This is a genomic window from Allosphingosinicella vermicomposti (genome assembly GCF_003012815.1).
GTDB classification, from domain to species: Bacteria; Pseudomonadota; Alphaproteobacteria; order Sphingomonadales; family Sphingomonadaceae; genus Allosphingosinicella; species Allosphingosinicella vermicomposti.
Window position 1 is genome coordinate 294,039 of the sequence record NZ_PXYJ01000001.1, and the last position, 17,258, is coordinate 311,296.

The following is a 17,258-nucleotide window of genomic DNA, read 5'->3' on the forward strand; positions in this document are numbered from 1 at the left end:
GTTGTTCACACTTCTTATACGGAACATGAACGTATTTTCCCGTCTAAAAATTCGCAACCAAATCATTTGCTTCCCGATGTCAGCGGGATTGAAATCCTGCCACGATAGCCTTCCGAATCCATGCCGATATCGATCGAGGCAAGGTCGCCATAGATGGTCGCGAGGCGGCTTTGCGTGTTGGAGAGGCCCATTCCGAACGAAGTCGAACCGCTCGCGACGTCGGTTTCGACCGACAGGAGCAGGCGGTCTCCGGCCTCTGCGGCGCGGATCACCAGACCAACCATGCCCAGGCCGCTCGCCATTGCATGCTTCACCGCATTTTCCACTAGGGGCTGCAGGAGGGCCGCCGGTACGTCGATCTCCTCCAAATGGTCCGGGCAATCGATCAAGATATCGAGCCGGTCGCCATATCGTATGCTTTCGGCCTGCAAAAAGGCCTCGATCATCATCAGCTCGTCGCCAAGCGGGATGAATGGTTTGGACATTTGCAGGGACAGGCGGAGAAACTGGGCCAGCTTGTCCGCCATCGCGGCCGCCTTGGGATGCTGGCCTGAAAGGATGAGGCTCGTCACCGCGTTCAAGGAATTCACGATCGCATGCGGATTCAATTGAAGGCGCAGCATCGCGGCCTCCGCATTCGCCGCATCCGCCTGAGCCCGCCGGACGGTCCGGCCACGCGATGAAAGGGCGGGAAGCGCCGCCTCCAGAGCCTGGAAGAGCAGATAGGTGAGAAATATCCACAATGCCGATCCCGGCGCCTCACTGCCCGGGAGAGAACCGAGCAACAGGCCGAATTTTTGGTCCAGCACGGTCTGTATCAATGCGGCGCCGAGGAGCGCGGTGGGCTGTATAAAGCGTGCGGCTGCAGGAGCCTGACGGATCGCGGCGTCTGCTAGCGCTCTGCGCGCAATCGTAATCGCCGCGAGGCTGAGGGTGCCCGCCAGCATATCGGCACCGGGGGCGATGCCCGCGCTGAGGCGCGCCGCCAGAATGAGGGCCACGAAGCTCAGCCCGAGCAAAAGTGAGAGGCGCAGACGCGTGCGTCCCGCCCCGATCGTAATCAGCATGTTCATTTCCCCCACCGAACCGTCCGGGCGCTTATGCTCACGCTTCGAGTCGCGTGCACCTTACCCCCCGGATAGATCGGCGGGCGCTGTAGTGGGTTTTGGTGTTCGGACAATGATTTGAAGCTTTACTGTCCGGCGGATCGCGATGCCTGTGCCGAATTGGGCCGGAATTTAGCCATGAGCATCCCATTTCCGGCACGATTGGAAGTAAGTGCGCAACCGCCGACATCGCTGGACAGACATGGGGCCGACGCTTAAGGCCCGCCCCATTCCCCGATGCTCCGAAAGGCCCGGTTGCCATGACGATCCAGCCCAGCGACAATATCCTCATCGTCGATTTCGGGAGCCAGGTGACGCAACTCATCGCGCGCCGGGTCCGCGAGGCGGGTGTGTATAGCGAGATCGCGCCTTTCTCTTCCGCGCTGGAAGCCTTTCAGCGGCTGAAGCCGAAGGGCATCATCCTGTCCGGCGGCCCCGCCTCCGTCACCACCGCCGACAGCCCGCGCGCACCGGCCGAATTGTTCGAGGCGGGCCTTCCCATCCTGGGCATTTGCTACGGCCAGCAATTGATGGCCGAACAATTGGGCGGCAAGGTCGTCAACGGCGACCATGCCGAATTCGGCCGCGCCTTCATCGAAGTGGTCGATGGCTGCCCGCTCTTCGACGGCCTGTGGCATCAGGGCGAGAAGCATCAGGTGTGGATGAGCCACGGCGACAAGGTCGAACGGCTTCCTGAGGGTTTCCGCATCGTCGCCCAGTCCGAAGGCGCGCCTTATGCCGCGACGGTCAATGACGAGAAGAATTTCTACGGCGTTCAATTCCACCCGGAGGTCGTCCACACGCCCGACGGCGGCAAGCTCATCGCCAATTTCGTGCGGCACGTCTGCGGCCTTGCCGGCGATTGGACGATGGCTGAATTCCGCGCGACCAAGATCGAGGAAATCCGGGCGCAGGTCGGGAAGGGGCGCGTGATTTGCGGCTTGTCCGGCGGCGTGGACAGCGCGGTCGCGGCGGTGCTGATCCATGAAGCGATCGGCGATCAACTCACCTGCGTCTTCGTCGACCACGGCCTGATGCGCGCGAACGAAGCCGAGCAGGTGGTGAGCCTGTTCCGCAATCACTATAATATTCCGCTCGTCCATGTGGATGCGGAGGAACTCTTCCTCTCCGGCCTCGCGGGCGTCACCGATCCGGAAGCCAAGCGCAAGTTCATCGGCAAGACCTTCATCGACGTGTTCGACGAAGAAGCGCGCAAGATCGGCGGCGCGGACTTCTTGGCCCAAGGCACGCTCTATCCCGACGTGATCGAAAGCGTCAGCTTCACCGGCGGGCCGAGCGTGACGATCAAGAGCCACCACAATGTCGGCGGCCTGCCGGAGCGCATGAACATGCAGCTCGTCGAGCCGCTGCGGGAACTCTTCAAGGATGAGGTGCGCGAACTTGGCCGCGAACTCGGCCTGCCGGACGTGTTCGTCGGCCGCCATCCCTTCCCGGGCCCGGGCCTCGCCATTCGTATTCCGGGCGAGGTGACGAAGGAACGCTGCGATATCCTCCGCAAGGCCGACGCCGTCTATCTCGAGGAAATCCGCAATGCGGGTCTCTACGACGCCATCTGGCAGGCCTTTGCCGTGCTGCTCCCGGTGAAAACGGTGGGCGTGATGGGCGACGGACGCACCTACGACAGCGTCTGTGCTCTGCGCGCCGTCACCTCGACGGATGGCATGACCGCCGACATCTACCCGTTCGACGCGGCGTTCCTCAGCCGGACCGCGACCCGCATCATCAACGAAGTGCGCGGCATCAATCGCGTGGTGTACGATTACACCTCCAAGCCGCCCGGAACGATCGAGTGGGAATGATCACCCTCTACGGCATCAAGAACTGCGACACGGTGAAAAAGGCCCGCGCCTGGCTCGACGTGCGCGGCATCGCCTACACGTTTCACGATTACAAGATTGCGGGCGTCGACGAAGCCCAGCTTCGCGCCTGGGTGGACAAATTCGGCTGGGAGAAAGTCCTGAACCGTGCGGGCACGACATTCCGAAAGCTTCCCGACGCGGACAAGGAAGGGCTGAACGCAGACAAAGCGGTGACCTTGATGCAGGCCCAGCCATCGATGATCAAGCGCCCGATACTGGATCTTGGCGACCGCCGGATCGCGGGGTTCAAGCCGGAGATTTACGCCACGACTTTCGCCTGACATCGTCCGGGGGGACGCGCCGATGAACAGTCAAATATTGGCGATCAGCCTGGGGTTGATGTCCGCCGTCACGCTTGCAGCCGCTAATATGTCGGTAAAGATGGGCAGCGATATCCTCGTCGGGCGCGCGATCTTGTCGCTAAGCGCAGCGCTGCTCATTCTGCCCGCCGCCTTTATCGTGCCCTTACCGGACACGGCAACCTGGACGGCGCTGCTGATCGCGATGCCGGCCCATTTCTTCTACCAGATCTGCCTCGTGCAGGCGATGCAGCGGGCCGATCTGTCACTGATTTTCCCTGTGATGCGCGGTTCGGCCCCTTTGCTCACCGCCCTTTCGGCCTTGCTTTTCCTCAATGAGCAGCTGGCCTCGCTGGCCTGGGCCGGGCTGCTCATGGCAACCGGCGCCGTTATCGCTTTCGCGCTGCCGCCTCGCGGGAGGGGCTTTCGCGATCATCCTCACGGCGCAGCCTTGCTTTGGGCCCTCGGGACGGCCATCGGCATCGCCTTGTACAATGTGGCCGATGCCCGCGGTGTGCGGCTGGCGCACAGCCCCTTCACGTTCATCGTCTGGCTGTTCCTTCTCGATAGCATCCTCATCACCGCCGCCGCCACGATCATGCGGAGGGATGCGCTGCGTCAGGCGGTGGCGATGAAGTGGCGTTATGGCGTTGCTGCGGGCGCGCTGTCGATCCTGTCCTTTGGCGCCGCGCTTTACGCATTCGGCTTGATAGAAGCGGCAAAGGTATCGGCCCTGCGCGAAACGTCGGTCGTGTTCGCGGCGATGATGGGAGCCCTGTTTCTCGGCGAAGGTTTTGGCCGCCGCCGGATCGTCGCTGCCGGCATATTGGCGACGGGGCTGGTGCGGATGCAGTTCGGCGGATAGCGGGCTGCGCATTTTCCTACATCGCCATAATCTGCCATGAAGGCGCGATGATGAATCCGGTTCTCACGATCCCCTATCGATCAGCGGAAGTTGATGGCCGGAACCGGCAGTTGGAAAAACTTGCCAGAGCATCAATTTCATCAACTTTCCCTCGAAGCGGTTACAGGGTCTGTGGGCCCTGCGACGCTTCGCGCGGCGATAAAGGGTAAGCCATGTCCACCTATATGCTCGACACCGCGACCAGCCGCGCCAATCCGACGCCCGCGCCGATGAAGCGGCTGACCGTTCCCAAAATTCAGGCGATGAAGGGCGGCGAGCCCATCGTCATGCTCACCGCCTACACGATGCGGATGGCGCAACTGCTCGATCAGCATTGCGACATGCTGCTGGTGGGCGACAGCCTCGCGCAGGTTATTTACGGTCTGCCTTCCACTGTGCCGGTCACGCTCGACATGATGTGCGCGCATGGGGCGGCCGTGGTGCGGGGATCTTGGCATAGCGTCGTCGTGATCGACATGCCCTTTGGCTCCTATGAAGCGAGCCCTGAGCAAGCTTTCGAAAGCGCAGCCCGCATCCTCAAGGAAACCGGCGCGGCGGCGGTGAAGCTTGAAGGCGGGGAGGCGATGGCCGAAACCGTCGCCTTCCTCGTGAAGCGCGGCATTCCGGTCGTCGGCCATGTTGGCCTGACGCCCCAGGCGGTGAACGCGCTCGGCGGCTATGGCGCGCGCGGCAAGAGCGAGGCGGAGGCGGCGAAAATCCTCGCCGACGCAAAGGCTGTGGCCGATGCGGGCGCGTTTGCGATCGTCCTTGAAGGCGTGATGGAAGAGATCGCAATTCAGGCGACGCGGGCGATCTCCTGTCCGACGATCGGCATCGGCGCGTCGGCCCAGTGCGACGGGCAGGTTCTAGTGATCGATGACATGCTCGGCATGTTCGAGCAGACGGCGCGGTTCGTGAAGAAATATGATGATTTCGCCCAGCATGTTACCGATGCGGCGGCGGCCTATGCGGCCGAAGTCCGTTCACGCGCCTTCCCGGGCGAGGGTCATATCTACCGGGCCAGGGGTTGAACGGCCTCTTCCGTTTGGCAGCCAACCCCCTATAGAGTGGCGGCAGAAGCGGGGCGCGTTCACCCATCCGGCTTTTCGTTCAGGAAGCGGATAGGTGGAGCGCGGCAGACCGCGGCCTGAAATGGAGACGATTCTTGGCGCTCAAGCCCACGGACAATGAATCCTTCTACCGCGAGGTGGATGAGGAGCTTCGCCGCGAACAGCTGACCGGTTTCTGGCGGCGTTACGGCAAGGCTGTGATCGGCGGTGCGATCATCCTGCTCGTCGTCATCGGCGGCTATCTCTATTGGCAGCATCGCGAGACGGAAAAGGCTGGCGCCCATGCCGAGGCGCTGAACGCCGCGTTCGACGATCTTCAGGCCGGAAAGCTCAAGGAGGCCGGACCGCGTCTCGACGCGCTGGCGAAGGACGGAACGCCGGGCTATCGCGCCGCGGCCTTGCTCGCCAAGGCGGACATCGCGATGAGCGAAGGGAAGGACAAGGACGCGATCGCGGGCTTCAAGGCGGTGGCCGAGAATGATGATTTCGCCGCGCCCTATCGCGAACTGGCCCTCATCCGCTGGACTGCGGCCGAGTTCGATACGCTTCCGCCCGCGCAGGTCGTCGACCGGCTTAAGGGTCTCGCGGTTGCGGGCAATCCCTGGTTTGGAAGCGCGGGCGAAATGGTTGCCATCGCGCATATGAAACAGAATAAGCCGGAACTGGCCGGGCCGATTTTCGCCGCCATGGCGAAGGACGCGCAATTGCCGGATACGATCCGGTCGCGGGCCATCCAGATGGCATCCTCGCTCGGCATCGATGCCGTGCCTGCCGAAGCCGCTGCCAAGGAAGTGAAATGATGAAGAAGCTGGTCCTGACCGTAACCGCCGCGAGCCTTGTTGCCGGTTGCGGAATCGTAGGCGGAAAGAAGGGTCCGGTGACCCCGACGGTCGGGCAGCGTATCCCTGTCCTGTCGTCCGAATCAGGGATCGCCGTCGATCCGGTGCTGGCATCCGTTCCCGTCACACTTCCGGCGGTGACGAACAATACCGACTGGGCGCAGCCGGGCGGCGGCGCGACCAAATCGCTGGGCCATCTCGCGCTCGGCACAAGCATCGGCCGCGCGTGGACGGCGGAGATTTCCGGCAGCACGCAGCGCACGCGCCTCGCCGCGGCGCCGGTGGTCGCCAACAATACCGTGTTCGTGATGGACACCGGCGCCACGCTCCGCGCGATCGATGCCGCGACTGGCAGCACGCGCTGGACCGCGAAGGTCGGTGAAGTGAGCGGCAGCCGCAGCTTCTGGACCGGCGAGAATACCGGCAATAGCGGCGCGGTGTTCGGCGGCGGCGCGAGCTACGACAATGGCCGTGTCTACGCGACCAACGGCATTGGCGATGTCGTCGCTTTCGACGCCGCGACCGGCAATCAGCTGTGGAAAGCGCGTCCGGGCGGCCCGCTGCGCGGAGCTCCGACCATCGCCTATGACAGCGCCTATGTGCTGAGCCAGGATAACCAGCTTTATGCGCTGAACACGGCTGATGGCGCGCTACGCTGGCAGGGTTCGGGTTCGCTCGAACAGGCCGCTGTGTTTGGCGTCGCGGCCCCGGCTGCCGGTCAGGGTACGGTGGTCGCGGGCTTCTCCTCGGGTGAACTCACGGCTTTCCGCTATGAAAATGGCCAGCCGGTTTGGGGTGATGCCTTGACGCGCACGTCCATTTCGACGGCGGTCACCAACCTGTCCGACGTCGATGCCGATCCGGTGATCGACAATGGCCGCGTCTATGCGGTTGGACAGGGTGGCCGCATGGTGGCGATCGATCTCGTCACCGGCCAGCGCCTGTGGGAAATCAATATTGCGGGCATCTCGACACCTTGGGTGGCGGGCGACTGGATTTATGTCGTGACCGACGACGCCCAGCTCCTTGCCATTGCGCGCGAAACGGGCCGCGTGCGCTGGATGACGCAGCTGCCCCGCTACAAAGACGAAGAAGACAAGAAGGGCCCGATCAGCTGGGTCGGCCCGGTCCTTGCCGGGGACCGCCTGATCGTCGCAAGCTCGGAAGGGCAGATCAGCAACGTGTCGCCGCTCGATGGCGCGATCCAGACGACGGTTGAAACGAAGATGCCGGTGTCGCTGCCTTTGGTCGTGGCGAATAATACGCTCTACGTTCTGCACGACAGCGGGAAGCTGACCGCTTGGCGGTAAATAGGTTGTCGAAGACCGGTTCATCTGGACCGGGCTTCGACAAGCTCAGCTCTGGCGAGATGGAGCAAACTTAAAAAGCCGCTAGCCCTGAGCCTGTCGAAGGGCGTGTGAAGCGAGGCGTTTGCAGAGCCCGCACTTGAATGTCCGGGCTCACTCAGGCAGGGCGGGCGGATGCCTAAATTGCCCACCGTCGCCATCGTCGGACGCCCGAATGTCGGGAAATCCACCTTGTTCAACCGCCTGGTTGGCAAGAAGCTGGCGTTGGTCGACGACCGGCCCGGCGTGACCCGCGACCGGCGGGAGGGTGATGCGATCCTGCTCGGCACCGAATTCCGCATCATCGACACGGCCGGTTTCGAGGATGAGGATCCCGAAACCCTTCCCGGCCGCATGCGCGCGCAAACCGTCGCCGCGGTGAAGGAAGCGGACGCGGCGCTGTTCGTCATCGACGCCCGCGCTGGTATCACGCCGCTGGACGAGGAAATCGCGCGCTGGCTGCGGAGCGAAACCACGCCCGTCATCCTCGCGGGCAACAAGGCGGAAGGGAAAGCGGGCGAAAGCGGCCTTCTCGAAGCTTACTCCCTTGGCCTTGGCGATCCGATCGGGATCAGCGCCGAACATGGCGAGGGCGTTGCCGATCTCTACGAGCAGCTTGCCCCCTATATCGAGAGGGAGGAGGATCCTTTCGCTGAGGAAGACGTGCCGGAGGAAGACCGGCCGCTGAAGCTCGCCATCGTCGGCCGCCCCAATGCTGGCAAATCGACGCTGATCAACCGCATCCTGGAGCAGGAACGGCTGATCACCGGCCCGGAAGCTGGAATCACCCGCGATTCCATCGCCATCGACTGGGAATGGAAGGATGGAGAGGGCAAGGTCCGTCCGGTCCGCCTCATCGACACGGCGGGGATGCGCAAGAAAGCGCGAGTTCAGGACAAGCTCGAAAAGCTGTCGGTCGCCGATGCCCGCCGTGCGGTGGATTTCGCCGAGGTGGTCGTGCTGCTGCTCGACGGAACCTTGGGGCTGGAGGCGCAGGATTTGCGCATCGCCGATAACGCGCTGCAGGAAGGCCGGGCGCTCGTTATCGCCATCAACAAGTGGGACGTGGCTGACAATCATTCGAGCCTGTTCCAGGGCATTCGCGCGGCGCTGGAAGAAGGCCTTTCGCAGGTGCGCGGCGTGCCGCTCATCGCCGTGTCGGCGCGGACAGGGAAAGGCATCGACCAGCTTCTTTCCGCCGCCTTCGAAGTGCGCGATATCTGGTCGCGGCGTGTGTCGACGGGAGAGCTTAATCGCTGGTTCGAACGCGCAGTCGAGAATAATCCGCCGCCTGCGCCCGGAGGCAAGCGGATCAAGCTGCGCTATATTACCCAGGTGAATACGCGGCCGCCGAGCTTTGTGCTGTTCGGCACGCGCGTGGATGAGCTTCCGGAAAGCTACAAGCGCTATCTCGTGAACGGCATCCGCAAGGAACTGGGCTTTGGCGCGGTGCCGGTGCGTCTCCATGCACGGGCGCCGAAGAATCCGTTCGGTGGCGGATCGTGAGCGGCGAGGCGCGTCTTGTCGATGCGCGGGGGATGCTCTGTCCTTGGCCCGTCATGCGCTTGGCACGTGCGGCGCGGGAAACGGGGGGCACGGGAAGCGTCCGCATCCTGGCCGACGACCCGATCGCACCCAAGGAGATTGCGAGCCTCTGCGCCGAACGCGGCTGGGCGCTGACGCCCGAAGCCGATACGGCCTTTCTGGTTGATTTCAGCGCTTCGTAACCGCCTATTTACCGCCTTTCCTTAAGGCTGAACCGTTGCAAGGGAGTGTGCGCATTTGGACGTCGAGAGCGAAGCCATTGTCGACTGGGCATATTTTTCGCGCACCCGCACCGAACTTGGCGCCAGCTTCGTGCGAATCCTCGGCTATTTTCAGGAGGACGGTGAGAAGGCCGTCGCCCGGATCGAAGACGGCATGCACCGGCGCGACGCGGCGGCGCTCGTCCTGCCCGCGCACACGCTGAAGACCGAGGCGCGGCAGTTCGGCGCGGAGCCGATCGGCGAAATTGCCGAACGAATTGAATTTGCCGCGCGGCGCGCCGTGGAAAGCCGCCTGTTCCCGGATGACCTGCTGCCCTCAGTGGTCCGCCTGCGCCAGCTCTTCAATCAGACGATGGCGCTGTTCGCGCAGGAAATGAACCCGCTCGCCCAGCGCCGCCCCGCTTTTGGTCGCGCGCCTACCAACCAGGAATTCGGGCGGATTTAAGCCAAGGGCCGTCATGCTGAACTTGTTTCAGCATCCATGCCGGCGAAAGCGCGACAGGTGGTTAGATGGACCCTGAAACAAGTTCAGGGTAACGCTTTAATCTAAACCGCCACAGCCTTTCGCAGCGGCTGGATCTGCCAGCGGGCGAGGCTGCGCCACAACCATTCGAAAGGGCCGTAGGCAAAGCGGTCGAGCCAGGGCTTGGACCAAATCAGCATCAGTGCCCACATGGCGATCACCACCAAATAGACCTCTGCTCGGCCAAGATCGCCGTAGAGACCGCCGCCATAGCCGTAGAAGAGGGTGGAAACGATGATGCTGGTGCCCAGATAATTCGTGAACGCCGCCCGGCCTGCCGCCGCGATGCGATCGACCAGCGCGCCGCCCTGCCGGGTGAGCAGGATGATGAGCGCGGCGTGGCCTATGATCATGACTGGCCGAATGGGCGTCACCGCCCCTATCGTCGCGGCCGCCACCGTGGCGGTGTCGAACCCCGACCCTGCGACCCACGCCGCGATCAGCATGTATAGCGGAATGCTGATCGCATAGCAGATGAGCATCCAGCGGATGTAGCGCCTGTTTTCCCACGCGCCGGTCAGGAAGCCGCTTTTCAGCGCCGCCATGCCGATCAGCATGTATGCGAGCGTTTCGACACCGAAGAAGAAGATGCCGATGACCATGAAGCTGGTCTGGCCCGCACGGTGCGCGACGAGGCCGGCATAGCTGCCGTCATGTACCGCAAGATCCTTGGCCAGTTCGGCGGGCGGAAGCGGGCCAACGCCCTGCTTCATCTCGTTCCACTGCGCGATGATGTCCGGACTGGCTCCGGGCGCGGAGGCCTGCGCGCTAACCGCAAGGAAACCGGCCGAGAGCATCGCCATCAGGATCGTCTGCACGATGAGAAGGCCTACCGCCCAGCCGATTAGGCCCTTTACGGGCTTATTGCGAAACAGGAAGACGAGGGCGCCGATCAATGCATATTGGTGAAGGATGTCGCCCCACCAGACCAGGAAGAAATGGAGGAGGCCGAACACGAACAACCAGGCCATGCGGCGAAAGTGCACGGAAGTGGGATTTTCACCCTTCGCCGCGGCGCGCTCCACGACGAGCAGCAGGCTGGCGCCGAACAGAAGCGAGAAAAGGCCACGCATCTTCCCGTCGATCAGCACGAAATTGAACCACCAGGCGATGAGGTCCGCACCTTCCGTGCAGCCATAGGCAGCCGGGTTTTGGTAGGCGGCCTGGGGCATAGCAAAGGCCAGGATATTCATCGCCAATATGCCCATGACCGCGATGCCGCGCACGATATCGAGCGTCGCAATGCGAGCCTGCGGTTCCGACGCCATCGCCATTAACTCCCCTCCTGTTCGACCGGCCATCTATACAGGATGCCGCCCGCTATCACCTTACTGAAAGTGCGGCGTTGCGGCGGCCTCAGCCCTCCGTGGGCTTCGACTGGAGCTGGATGTAATTCTGGATGCCCATGCGTTCGATCATGTCGAACTGCTTTTCGAGCGTGTCGACATGCTCTTCCTCGCTGGCCAGGATTTCGGCGAAGAGGTCACGACTCACATAATCGCGGACGCTCTCGCAATGGGCGATAGCGCCTTTGAGTTGAACCACGGCCTCCCGCTCCAGCTCCAGATCGGCCTTCAGCACTTCCTCAACCGTTTCACCGATGCGAAGGCGGCCGAGCAATTGGAAGTTGGGAAGGCCATCGAGGAACAATACACGCTCCGAAAGGCGGTCGGCGTGCTTCATCTCGTCGATCGACTCATGCCGCTCATATTCGGCAAGGCGCTGGATGCCCCAATGGTCGAGCAGACGGTAATGAAGCCAATATTGATTGACGGCGGTAAGCTCGTTCCTCAGCGCCTCATTCAATAATTCGATGACGCGATCGTCGCCCTTCATGGCCGTCTCCATAATTGAGGCGGCATTGTATCAGTCGAGCTGGCTTTTCACAGCGGAAAATGGCTCATCTCCGGGAAAAATGGCGCTGCATCTGCCAGTCATTCGCAGGCATGCGGGCCGCGAGTGACACGCATTTTCCCGGGCAAAGTTGATGAAGTTGATGCTGTGGCGCGTTTTTCCAAAACCTTAAGCTTAAGACGGACGAGCGCGGATAGCGGATAAGAAAGAGCCACCCATGATGGCATTTTGCGGCGCTGTAGGAAAGCCTCAGGCGGTTGCGCGCTCGGCGGCGATGATCTGGCGAGCGAAGGGAAAGCATTGGCCGCATTTGGCGCGGCGGCCAAGGCAGGCATAGGCGCTGGAGGGGCAAGACGCGCCATTTTTGGTGGCCTTCCGCACATCGCTCTCGCGAATCGCATTACAGACGCAAACGATCATGGAGATCGCAAATAGCGATAATGCGATTTAGTCGCAATATACCATTGGCAAATTGCGACGAATGGTCCGCAATCGCCGTCAGGCGAGTGCCGCGTCTGCGCCCATCAGTTTCGGGAAGAAGGCCTCATGCGCTGAGCGAAGCGAATCGAGCGATATGCCCGCAACTTCATTTCCGCCTGTCGTGCCGATGCGCGTTATGGGAACGCCCATCGTATAAGCGCGGTCGATATCGTCGCCTGTCACCACATAACGCCCCTGGTCTTCGCCAAAGGCGGCCGCGGCATCGGTGATCGCGCCGAGTTCGGCGCCTATGCCTGCAGCCAATGCCATTTCCGTGACTGCGACGAGCAGGCCGCCATCGGACACGTCGTGGACAGCGGTAACCTTGCCGTCTGCGATCAACTGTCTAACGAGATCGCCTGCCGCCTTTTCGCGGTCGAGATTGACTGGCGGGGGCGGGCCGTCTTCGCGGCCGTGAAGTTCGCGCAGCCAGAGCGACTGCCCAAGGTGCCCGGCGCGTTCGGAAACCGTGCCGCCGATCAGATAGATGCCTTCGCCCTCTCCCTTGAAAGCCAGGGTCGCGCTCTCCGACCAATCGGGTAGCAGGCCGATGGCGCCGATGGCCGGGGTGGGGAGAATGGCCGAACCGCCGCCAGTGGCCTTGCTTTCATTGTAAAGCGACACGTTGCCCGACACGATCGGCATGTCGAGCGCGCGGCAGGCTTCGCTCATGCCTTCGAGGCAGCCGACGATCTGGCCCATGATTTCGGGACGCTGCGGATTGGCGAAGTTGAGGCAATTGGTGACGGCGAGCGGCTTTGCGCCAACTGCGCTGAGGTTGCGCCACGCTTCGGCGATCGCCTGTTTGCCGCCTTCGACCGGATCGGCGAAGCAATAACGCGGCGTGCAATCAGTGGTGATGGCAAGGCCTTTTTGCGTGCCATGGACGCGGACGACCGCAGCGTCCCCGCCCGGGCGCTGGACCGTATCCGCGCCGACCATGTGGTCATATTGCTCCCAAATCCACCGGCGGCTGGCGAGATCGGGCGTGCCCATCAGCTTGAGGAGATCGGCGCCGATGTCCGTGCTTTCCGGCACATTGGCGAGCGGTGCGGGCTTGGGCGTCGGCACGTGCGGGCGATCATAAAGCGGCGCTTCGTCTGCGAGCGGAGCCAAGGGAATGTCGGCGACCACATCGCCCTTCCACTTCAGCACCATGCGGCCGGTGTTGGTGACGTGGCCGATGACGGCGAAATCCAGCTCCCATTTTTCGAAGATCGCCTTGGCGAAATCCTCGCGGCCCGGCTTAAGCACCATGAGCATGCGCTCCTGGCTTTCCGACAGCATCATTTCATAGGGCGTCATGCCTTCTTCGCGCTGGGGCACATCGTCCATGACGAGTTCGATGCCTACACCGCCCTTAGACGCCATTTCGACCGAGGAGGAGGTGAGGCCCGCCGCGCCCATGTCCTGGATGGCGACGATGGCGTCGGATGCCATGAGTTCAAGGCAGGCTTCGATCAGCAATTTTTCGGTGAAGGGATCGCCGACCTGCACGGTGGGGCGCTTTTCTTCCGAATCCTCGCCGAAATCGGCCGAGGCCATGGTCGCGCCGTGGATGCCGTCGCGCCCAGTCTTGGAGCCGACATAGACGATCGGATTGCCGACGCCGGAGGCCGCCGAATAGAAGATCTTGTCGGTGTCGGCGATGCCGACGGTCATGGCGTTGACGAGGATGTTGCCGTCATAGGCCTTATGGAAATTGACCTCGCCGCCGACGGTGGGGACGCCGACGCAATTGCCGTAACCGCCGATGCCGTGGACGACGCCCGCGATCAGGTGGCGCATCTTGGGATGATCGGGTCGGCCGAAACGGAGCGAGTTCATGTTGGCGATGGGACGAGCGCCCATGGTGAAGACGTCGCGCAGGATGCCGCCGACGCCGGTCGCCGCGCCCTGATAGGGTTCGATGTAGGACGGGTGGTTGTGGCTCTCCATCTTGAAGATGGCGGCCTGCCCATCGCCGATATCGACGACGCCCGCATTCTCGCCGGGGCCGCAAATGACTTGGGGGCCTGTCGTCGGAAGCCTCTTCAGGTGGATGCGGGACGATTTGTAGGAGCAATGCTCCGACCACATGACCGAGAAGATGCCGAGCTCGGTAAGGTTCGGCTGCCGCTCCATGGCGTGGAGAACACGCTCATATTCTTCAGGAGACAGGCCGTGTTCGGCGACGACTTCCGGGGTGATCGGCGATTGGGTCATGCGCGGGCATTAGCGGGAGTCTGCGCGCGTGGAAAGACTAAGTCCCTCCCTCTCAACGGGGACGGAGTTTTGGGCGTTTCTCCGGATTGCGCGACTCTTCTGGCCGGCCGATAGTCACGCGTTAAAAAGGAGAGAGATGATGGACCGCAAAGGCATTCCTCAGGGGTATCACAGCGTAACGCCCTATCTTATCGTCGATGGCGCGGAGGCGGCGATCGACTTTTACGCCCATGCCTTTGGGGCGAAGGAAAAGATGCGCTTGCCGATGGGGGAAAAGATCGCTCATGCCGAGATCGTGATCGGGGATTCCCACGTCATGCTGTCGGATGAATGGCCGGACATGAACTTGCTTAGCCCCGCAAAACGAGGCGGGGCGACGTCGAGCCTGATGATCTATCTTGGCGATGTCGACGCGGCGTTCGAGCAGGCGATCAAGGCGGGTGCGACGGTTGAGCGGCAACCGGAAGACCAGTTTTGGGGCGATCGCATGGGCACGGTCGTTGATCCGTTCGGCCATCGCTGGACCTTGTCGACCCAGATTAGGGACGTGCCGCCACAGGAAATGGAAGAGAAGATGAAGGCCTGGTCGAGCGAGATGGCGAACTGACTTTGGGACCGGAGCAACAGAAAGGCCGGCGGAATTGTGTCCCGCCGGCCCAATCTTTAAAGGTGAAGAGAAATTAGGCCTTGCAGCTCTGCGCGCCCTTGCCCGGTGCGGTGTAGGTAACGGTGGTGCCGTTGCCGCTCAGCGAATAGCCTTCGGCCGCGTAGGCCTGGCCAGCTTCCGGGGCGGTCAGAATCGTGCCTTCCGGACCCTTCTTGTCGCGGACCTTCACCGTATTGTTGGTGTAGAAATCAGCATAAAGCAGGCTGTTATCCTTGCAGCGATATGTGCGCGTCGACTGGATCGACGGCGGCAATTCAACCGGCGCCGCGTTGGCGAGCGCTTCAGCCTGAGGATCGGGTGCGTTGGCGGTGACGACCTCCGGCTCATTGCAAGCCGAGAGGGAAAGGAGGGCCGCAGCCGAAGCCGCGACGGTGAGGTGCTTTAGGTTTTTCATAACAACGGAAGATTTCGCGAGTGCAGCACGGATCGTCAAGCCCCAAAAATGTCATTCTTCGAGGGGTTCGACAAAGTGCGATCGCTTGGTTATCCTCCGTTGCGATGAAGCGTGCCAAGGATATGACCGGAATGCAGCGCGTGAGGATCGGCTTTACCGGCCTTGCCTTCGTATTCCTGATCGTGATGCTCGCGGCGATTTTTACGCGCGCGAGCGACGAGGAACTGATCACCGCCAACAATATCGACCCGGGGCTCAGCGAAAGCCAGCCCGTGGTGGTGCTCGCCAATCCGCCTGCGGCGCCCCTGGCAAAGGAGCAGCCCAAGGAGCCGCTCGCGGAACTCGGCGTCGCGCCCGGCAATGCCGAAAAGAATGCGCCAGCCGACAAGAGCGTCGGGCAGGCCCAACCTCAATAAATGGCATGGCGGCTGGCGCTGGGCGCCGCGATTTACGCGCTGGCGGAGATCGGCCTGGGCCTGACGCTGGGGCGCGTCCTGGATTGGGGGCGGGCCGAAGCGTTGCTCTTTTTCGCTTTCCGGCCCTGGTGCCTGCTCGGCCTCGCCTTTGCGGCGCGGCGGCAGGGATGGATCATCCGTTTGGGACTTTACGGCGCCGGACTGGCTTTGGCTTCTCTGGGTGAGGGATTGCTGGTGGTGGGGCTTGGGGCAATCAATCCCATGCCGGAGCTCGCGCGGGGCCTACTGGGTGGATTGGTGCTTGTTCTGATCTACGAAATGCTGATCCAGGGTGGGAAGCGAATCCACCGGCGGTTCGGAGCGATTGCGGGCGCGGTGTTGGCGCTGCCCCTGCTTATCTATCCACAGGCCCTCTCTTTCTATGACGGCATCGTGCTGGAAAAGGAGCGGGAAGGGGGAGCGGTTCGGCCCCCATTGCTGGTGATGACCGGCTTGCCGCTTTTGTGGGGCGGCTGGAGCGATTGGTCTCGTGAGCCTTGGCCGGTCCGCTCTTATAGTGTTTTGCAGACAGAGTTCGATATCACGCCGCTCGACGTGCTGGACGATGCCGGCCTTGCAAAAGGAAGGCTGCTCCTCCTTGCCCAGCCGCGGCGATTGGAGCCCGTCGAGCTGGTCCGGCTCGATGCGTGGGTGCGTGGGGGAGGGAAGGCGCTGATCCTCACCGACCCGATGCTGCTGTGGCCGAGCGACTTGGCGCTGGGCGACGCGCGCCGTCCGCCGCCGATCGGGCTGCTTGGCCCCTTGCTCGATCATTGGGGGCTCGCTCTCGAAGAAGGGGCAGAAAGGGGCGTTGCGATCCGGATCAGCGGGCCGCGCAAATGGACAGTGGCTGCCCCCGGCCGCTTTCGAGCGGCGGACCCAGGCTGCCGCCTGGGGGATGAGGGGCTGCTTGCCGATTGCCGGATCGGACGGGGACGTGCGTTGCTGGTCGCGGACGCGGACATGCTTCACGACACCTTATGGGCCGCGCCCGGGGAGCGGGGCGGGGATCGGCATCGCCGGATTGCCGATAATCCACTGCTCGTGGCCGACTGGCTTGATAGCTTGAGTGGACTGTCGCGGATGCGGCAGTCGGGAGATGTGGCTTGGCGAAAACCCGGCGATAATGCGGGGCGCGCCATTCTCTTCGCTCTTCTTCCCGTTCTCGCTGCGGGCGTAACGGGACTCGTCTTGCGCGTCCGCCGCAAGTCTTAACTATCCACTACTTCCCACTGACTTATCCACAGGTTGTGCAACAGAACAAAGCTGCAACTGGGCTCAGAACAAACCATGAATACTATGTCTTATCCCATATTATGGCATGAAATCCCCGTTCAGGGCATGAAAACCCCTTCCATCCCTACCTAATGAATGTTATCCACGTAGCCATAATAAAGAGGGGCATTCTCTGGCCACGTGGCAACGGCGCAGGGACGCGGAGGCGCGTTCCTGTGGTCAGGGAAGGCTTGG

18 protein-coding genes are annotated in these 17,258 nt (G+C 62.5%); 12 read left to right on the forward strand and 6 right to left on the reverse strand.

Translation table 11 applies throughout. The annotated features are described in order from the left end of the window. Nucleotides 1-62 precede the first annotated feature (62 nt). The gene (locus tag C7I56_RS01485; protein ID WP_158702950.1) at nt 63-1,067 is read right to left on the reverse strand and encodes a sensor histidine kinase; all 1,005 of its coding nucleotides are present in this window, start codon (nt 1,065-1,067) and stop codon (nt 63-65) included. A 299-nt stretch (nt 1,068-1,366) separates the two neighbouring features. On the opposite strand from C7I56_RS01485, the gene guaA reads away from it, so the two are divergent. The 9 genes from guaA (at nt 1,367) to C7I56_RS01530 (ending at nt 9,655) form a co-directional block, all read left to right on the forward strand. Next, nucleotides 1,367-2,926 (forward strand): glutamine-hydrolyzing GMP synthase, encoded by a 1,560-nt coding sequence (guaA, locus tag C7I56_RS01490; RefSeq protein WP_106638781.1) that lies wholly within the window; start codon nt 1,367-1,369, stop codon nt 2,924-2,926. Next, the gene (locus C7I56_RS01495; RefSeq protein WP_106638782.1) at nt 2,923-3,267 is read left to right on the forward strand and encodes an ArsC family reductase; all 345 of its coding nucleotides are present in this window, start codon (nt 2,923-2,925) and stop codon (nt 3,265-3,267) included. Before guaA ends, C7I56_RS01495 begins: the two co-directional genes overlap by 4 nt. A 22-nt stretch (nt 3,268-3,289) precedes the next feature. Continuing rightward, nucleotides 3,290-4,150, forward strand: coding sequence for a DMT family transporter (locus tag C7I56_RS01500; protein ID WP_106638783.1), 861 nt, complete (start codon nt 3,290-3,292; stop codon nt 4,148-4,150). 212 nt (nt 4,151-4,362) lie between these two features. Continuing rightward, nucleotides 4,363-5,220 (forward strand): 3-methyl-2-oxobutanoate hydroxymethyltransferase, encoded by an 858-nt coding sequence (gene panB, locus C7I56_RS01505; protein ID WP_106638784.1) that lies wholly within the window; start codon nt 4,363-4,365, stop codon nt 5,218-5,220. Nucleotides 5,221-5,354: 134 nt separating this feature from the next. Beyond that, a complete protein-coding gene (locus C7I56_RS01510; protein WP_106638785.1) occupies nt 5,355-6,059 on the forward strand; it encodes a tetratricopeptide repeat protein in 705 nt (234 codons plus the stop codon). Beyond that, the gene (locus C7I56_RS01515; RefSeq protein WP_106639571.1) at nt 6,059-7,408 is read left to right on the forward strand and encodes an outer membrane protein assembly factor BamB family protein; all 1,350 of its coding nucleotides are present in this window, start codon (nt 6,059-6,061) and stop codon (nt 7,406-7,408) included. The genes C7I56_RS01510 and C7I56_RS01515 overlap by 1 nt, the downstream gene beginning before the upstream one ends. A gap of 171 nt (nt 7,409-7,579) precedes the next feature. Continuing rightward, a complete protein-coding gene (der, locus tag C7I56_RS01520; RefSeq protein WP_106638786.1) occupies nt 7,580-8,950 on the forward strand; it encodes a ribosome biogenesis GTPase Der in 1,371 nt (456 codons plus the stop codon). Further along, the gene (locus C7I56_RS01525; protein ID WP_342587686.1) at nt 8,947-9,171 is read left to right on the forward strand and encodes a sulfurtransferase TusA family protein; all 225 of its coding nucleotides are present in this window, start codon (nt 8,947-8,949) and stop codon (nt 9,169-9,171) included. The genes der and C7I56_RS01525 overlap by 4 nt, the downstream gene beginning before the upstream one ends. Nucleotides 9,172-9,226: 55 nt before the next feature. After that, complete coding sequence (locus C7I56_RS01530; RefSeq protein WP_245409550.1) at nt 9,227-9,655, forward strand: Hpt domain-containing protein; 429 nt, start codon at nt 9,227-9,229, stop codon at nt 9,653-9,655. Nucleotides 9,656-9,756: 101 nt separating this feature from the next. On the opposite strand, the gene C7I56_RS01535 is transcribed toward C7I56_RS01530, so the two are convergent. The 4 genes from C7I56_RS01535 to purL all read right to left on the reverse strand — a co-directional run bounded on the left by C7I56_RS01535 (nt 9,757) and on the right by purL (nt 14,272). Continuing rightward, a complete protein-coding gene (locus tag C7I56_RS01535; protein ID WP_106639573.1) occupies nt 9,757-11,001 on the reverse strand; it encodes a DUF418 domain-containing protein in 1,245 nt (414 codons plus the stop codon). An 88-nt stretch (nt 11,002-11,089) separates the two neighbouring features. Beyond that, entirely contained in the window at nt 11,090-11,569 is a 480-nt protein-coding gene (gene bfr / locus C7I56_RS01540; RefSeq protein ID WP_106639574.1) for a bacterioferritin, read from the reverse strand. A 267-nt stretch (nt 11,570-11,836) separates the two neighbouring features. Next, on the reverse strand, nt 11,837-12,007 hold the full coding sequence (locus tag C7I56_RS01545; RefSeq protein WP_106638788.1) for a (2Fe-2S)-binding protein: 171 nt from the start codon (nt 12,005-12,007) through the stop codon (nt 11,837-11,839). Nucleotides 12,008-12,085: 78 nt separating this feature from the next. Beyond that, nucleotides 12,086-14,272, reverse strand: a complete 2,187-nt coding sequence (gene purL, locus C7I56_RS01550) for a phosphoribosylformylglycinamidine synthase subunit PurL (RefSeq protein WP_106638789.1) — start codon at nt 14,270-14,272, stop codon at nt 12,086-12,088. A 136-nt stretch (nt 14,273-14,408) separates the two neighbouring features. Between purL and C7I56_RS01555 the strand changes: the two genes are divergently transcribed. Continuing rightward, on the forward strand, nt 14,409-14,879 hold the full coding sequence (locus C7I56_RS01555) for a VOC family protein (protein ID WP_199792303.1): 471 nt from the start codon (nt 14,409-14,411) through the stop codon (nt 14,877-14,879). A gap of 73 nt (nt 14,880-14,952) precedes the next feature. Here the strand turns inward: C7I56_RS01555 and C7I56_RS01560 are convergent, their stop codons facing one another. Continuing rightward, the gene (locus tag C7I56_RS01560) at nt 14,953-15,333 is read right to left on the reverse strand and encodes a hypothetical protein (RefSeq protein WP_106639576.1); all 381 of its coding nucleotides are present in this window, start codon (nt 15,331-15,333) and stop codon (nt 14,953-14,955) included. Between the two features lie 104 nt (nt 15,334-15,437). On the opposite strand from C7I56_RS01560, the gene C7I56_RS01565 reads away from it, so the two are divergent. Together C7I56_RS01565 and C7I56_RS01570 are read left to right on the forward strand one after the other, a co-directional pair. Beyond that, nucleotides 15,438-15,749: a hypothetical protein gene (locus C7I56_RS01565; protein WP_245409551.1), complete on the forward strand. Its 312-nt coding sequence runs from the start codon at nt 15,438-15,440 to the stop codon at nt 15,747-15,749. Further along, nucleotides 15,750-17,003: a Gldg family protein gene (locus C7I56_RS01570; protein WP_106638790.1), complete on the forward strand. Its 1,254-nt coding sequence runs from the start codon at nt 15,750-15,752 to the stop codon at nt 17,001-17,003. Nucleotides 17,004-17,258 lie beyond the last annotated feature (255 nt).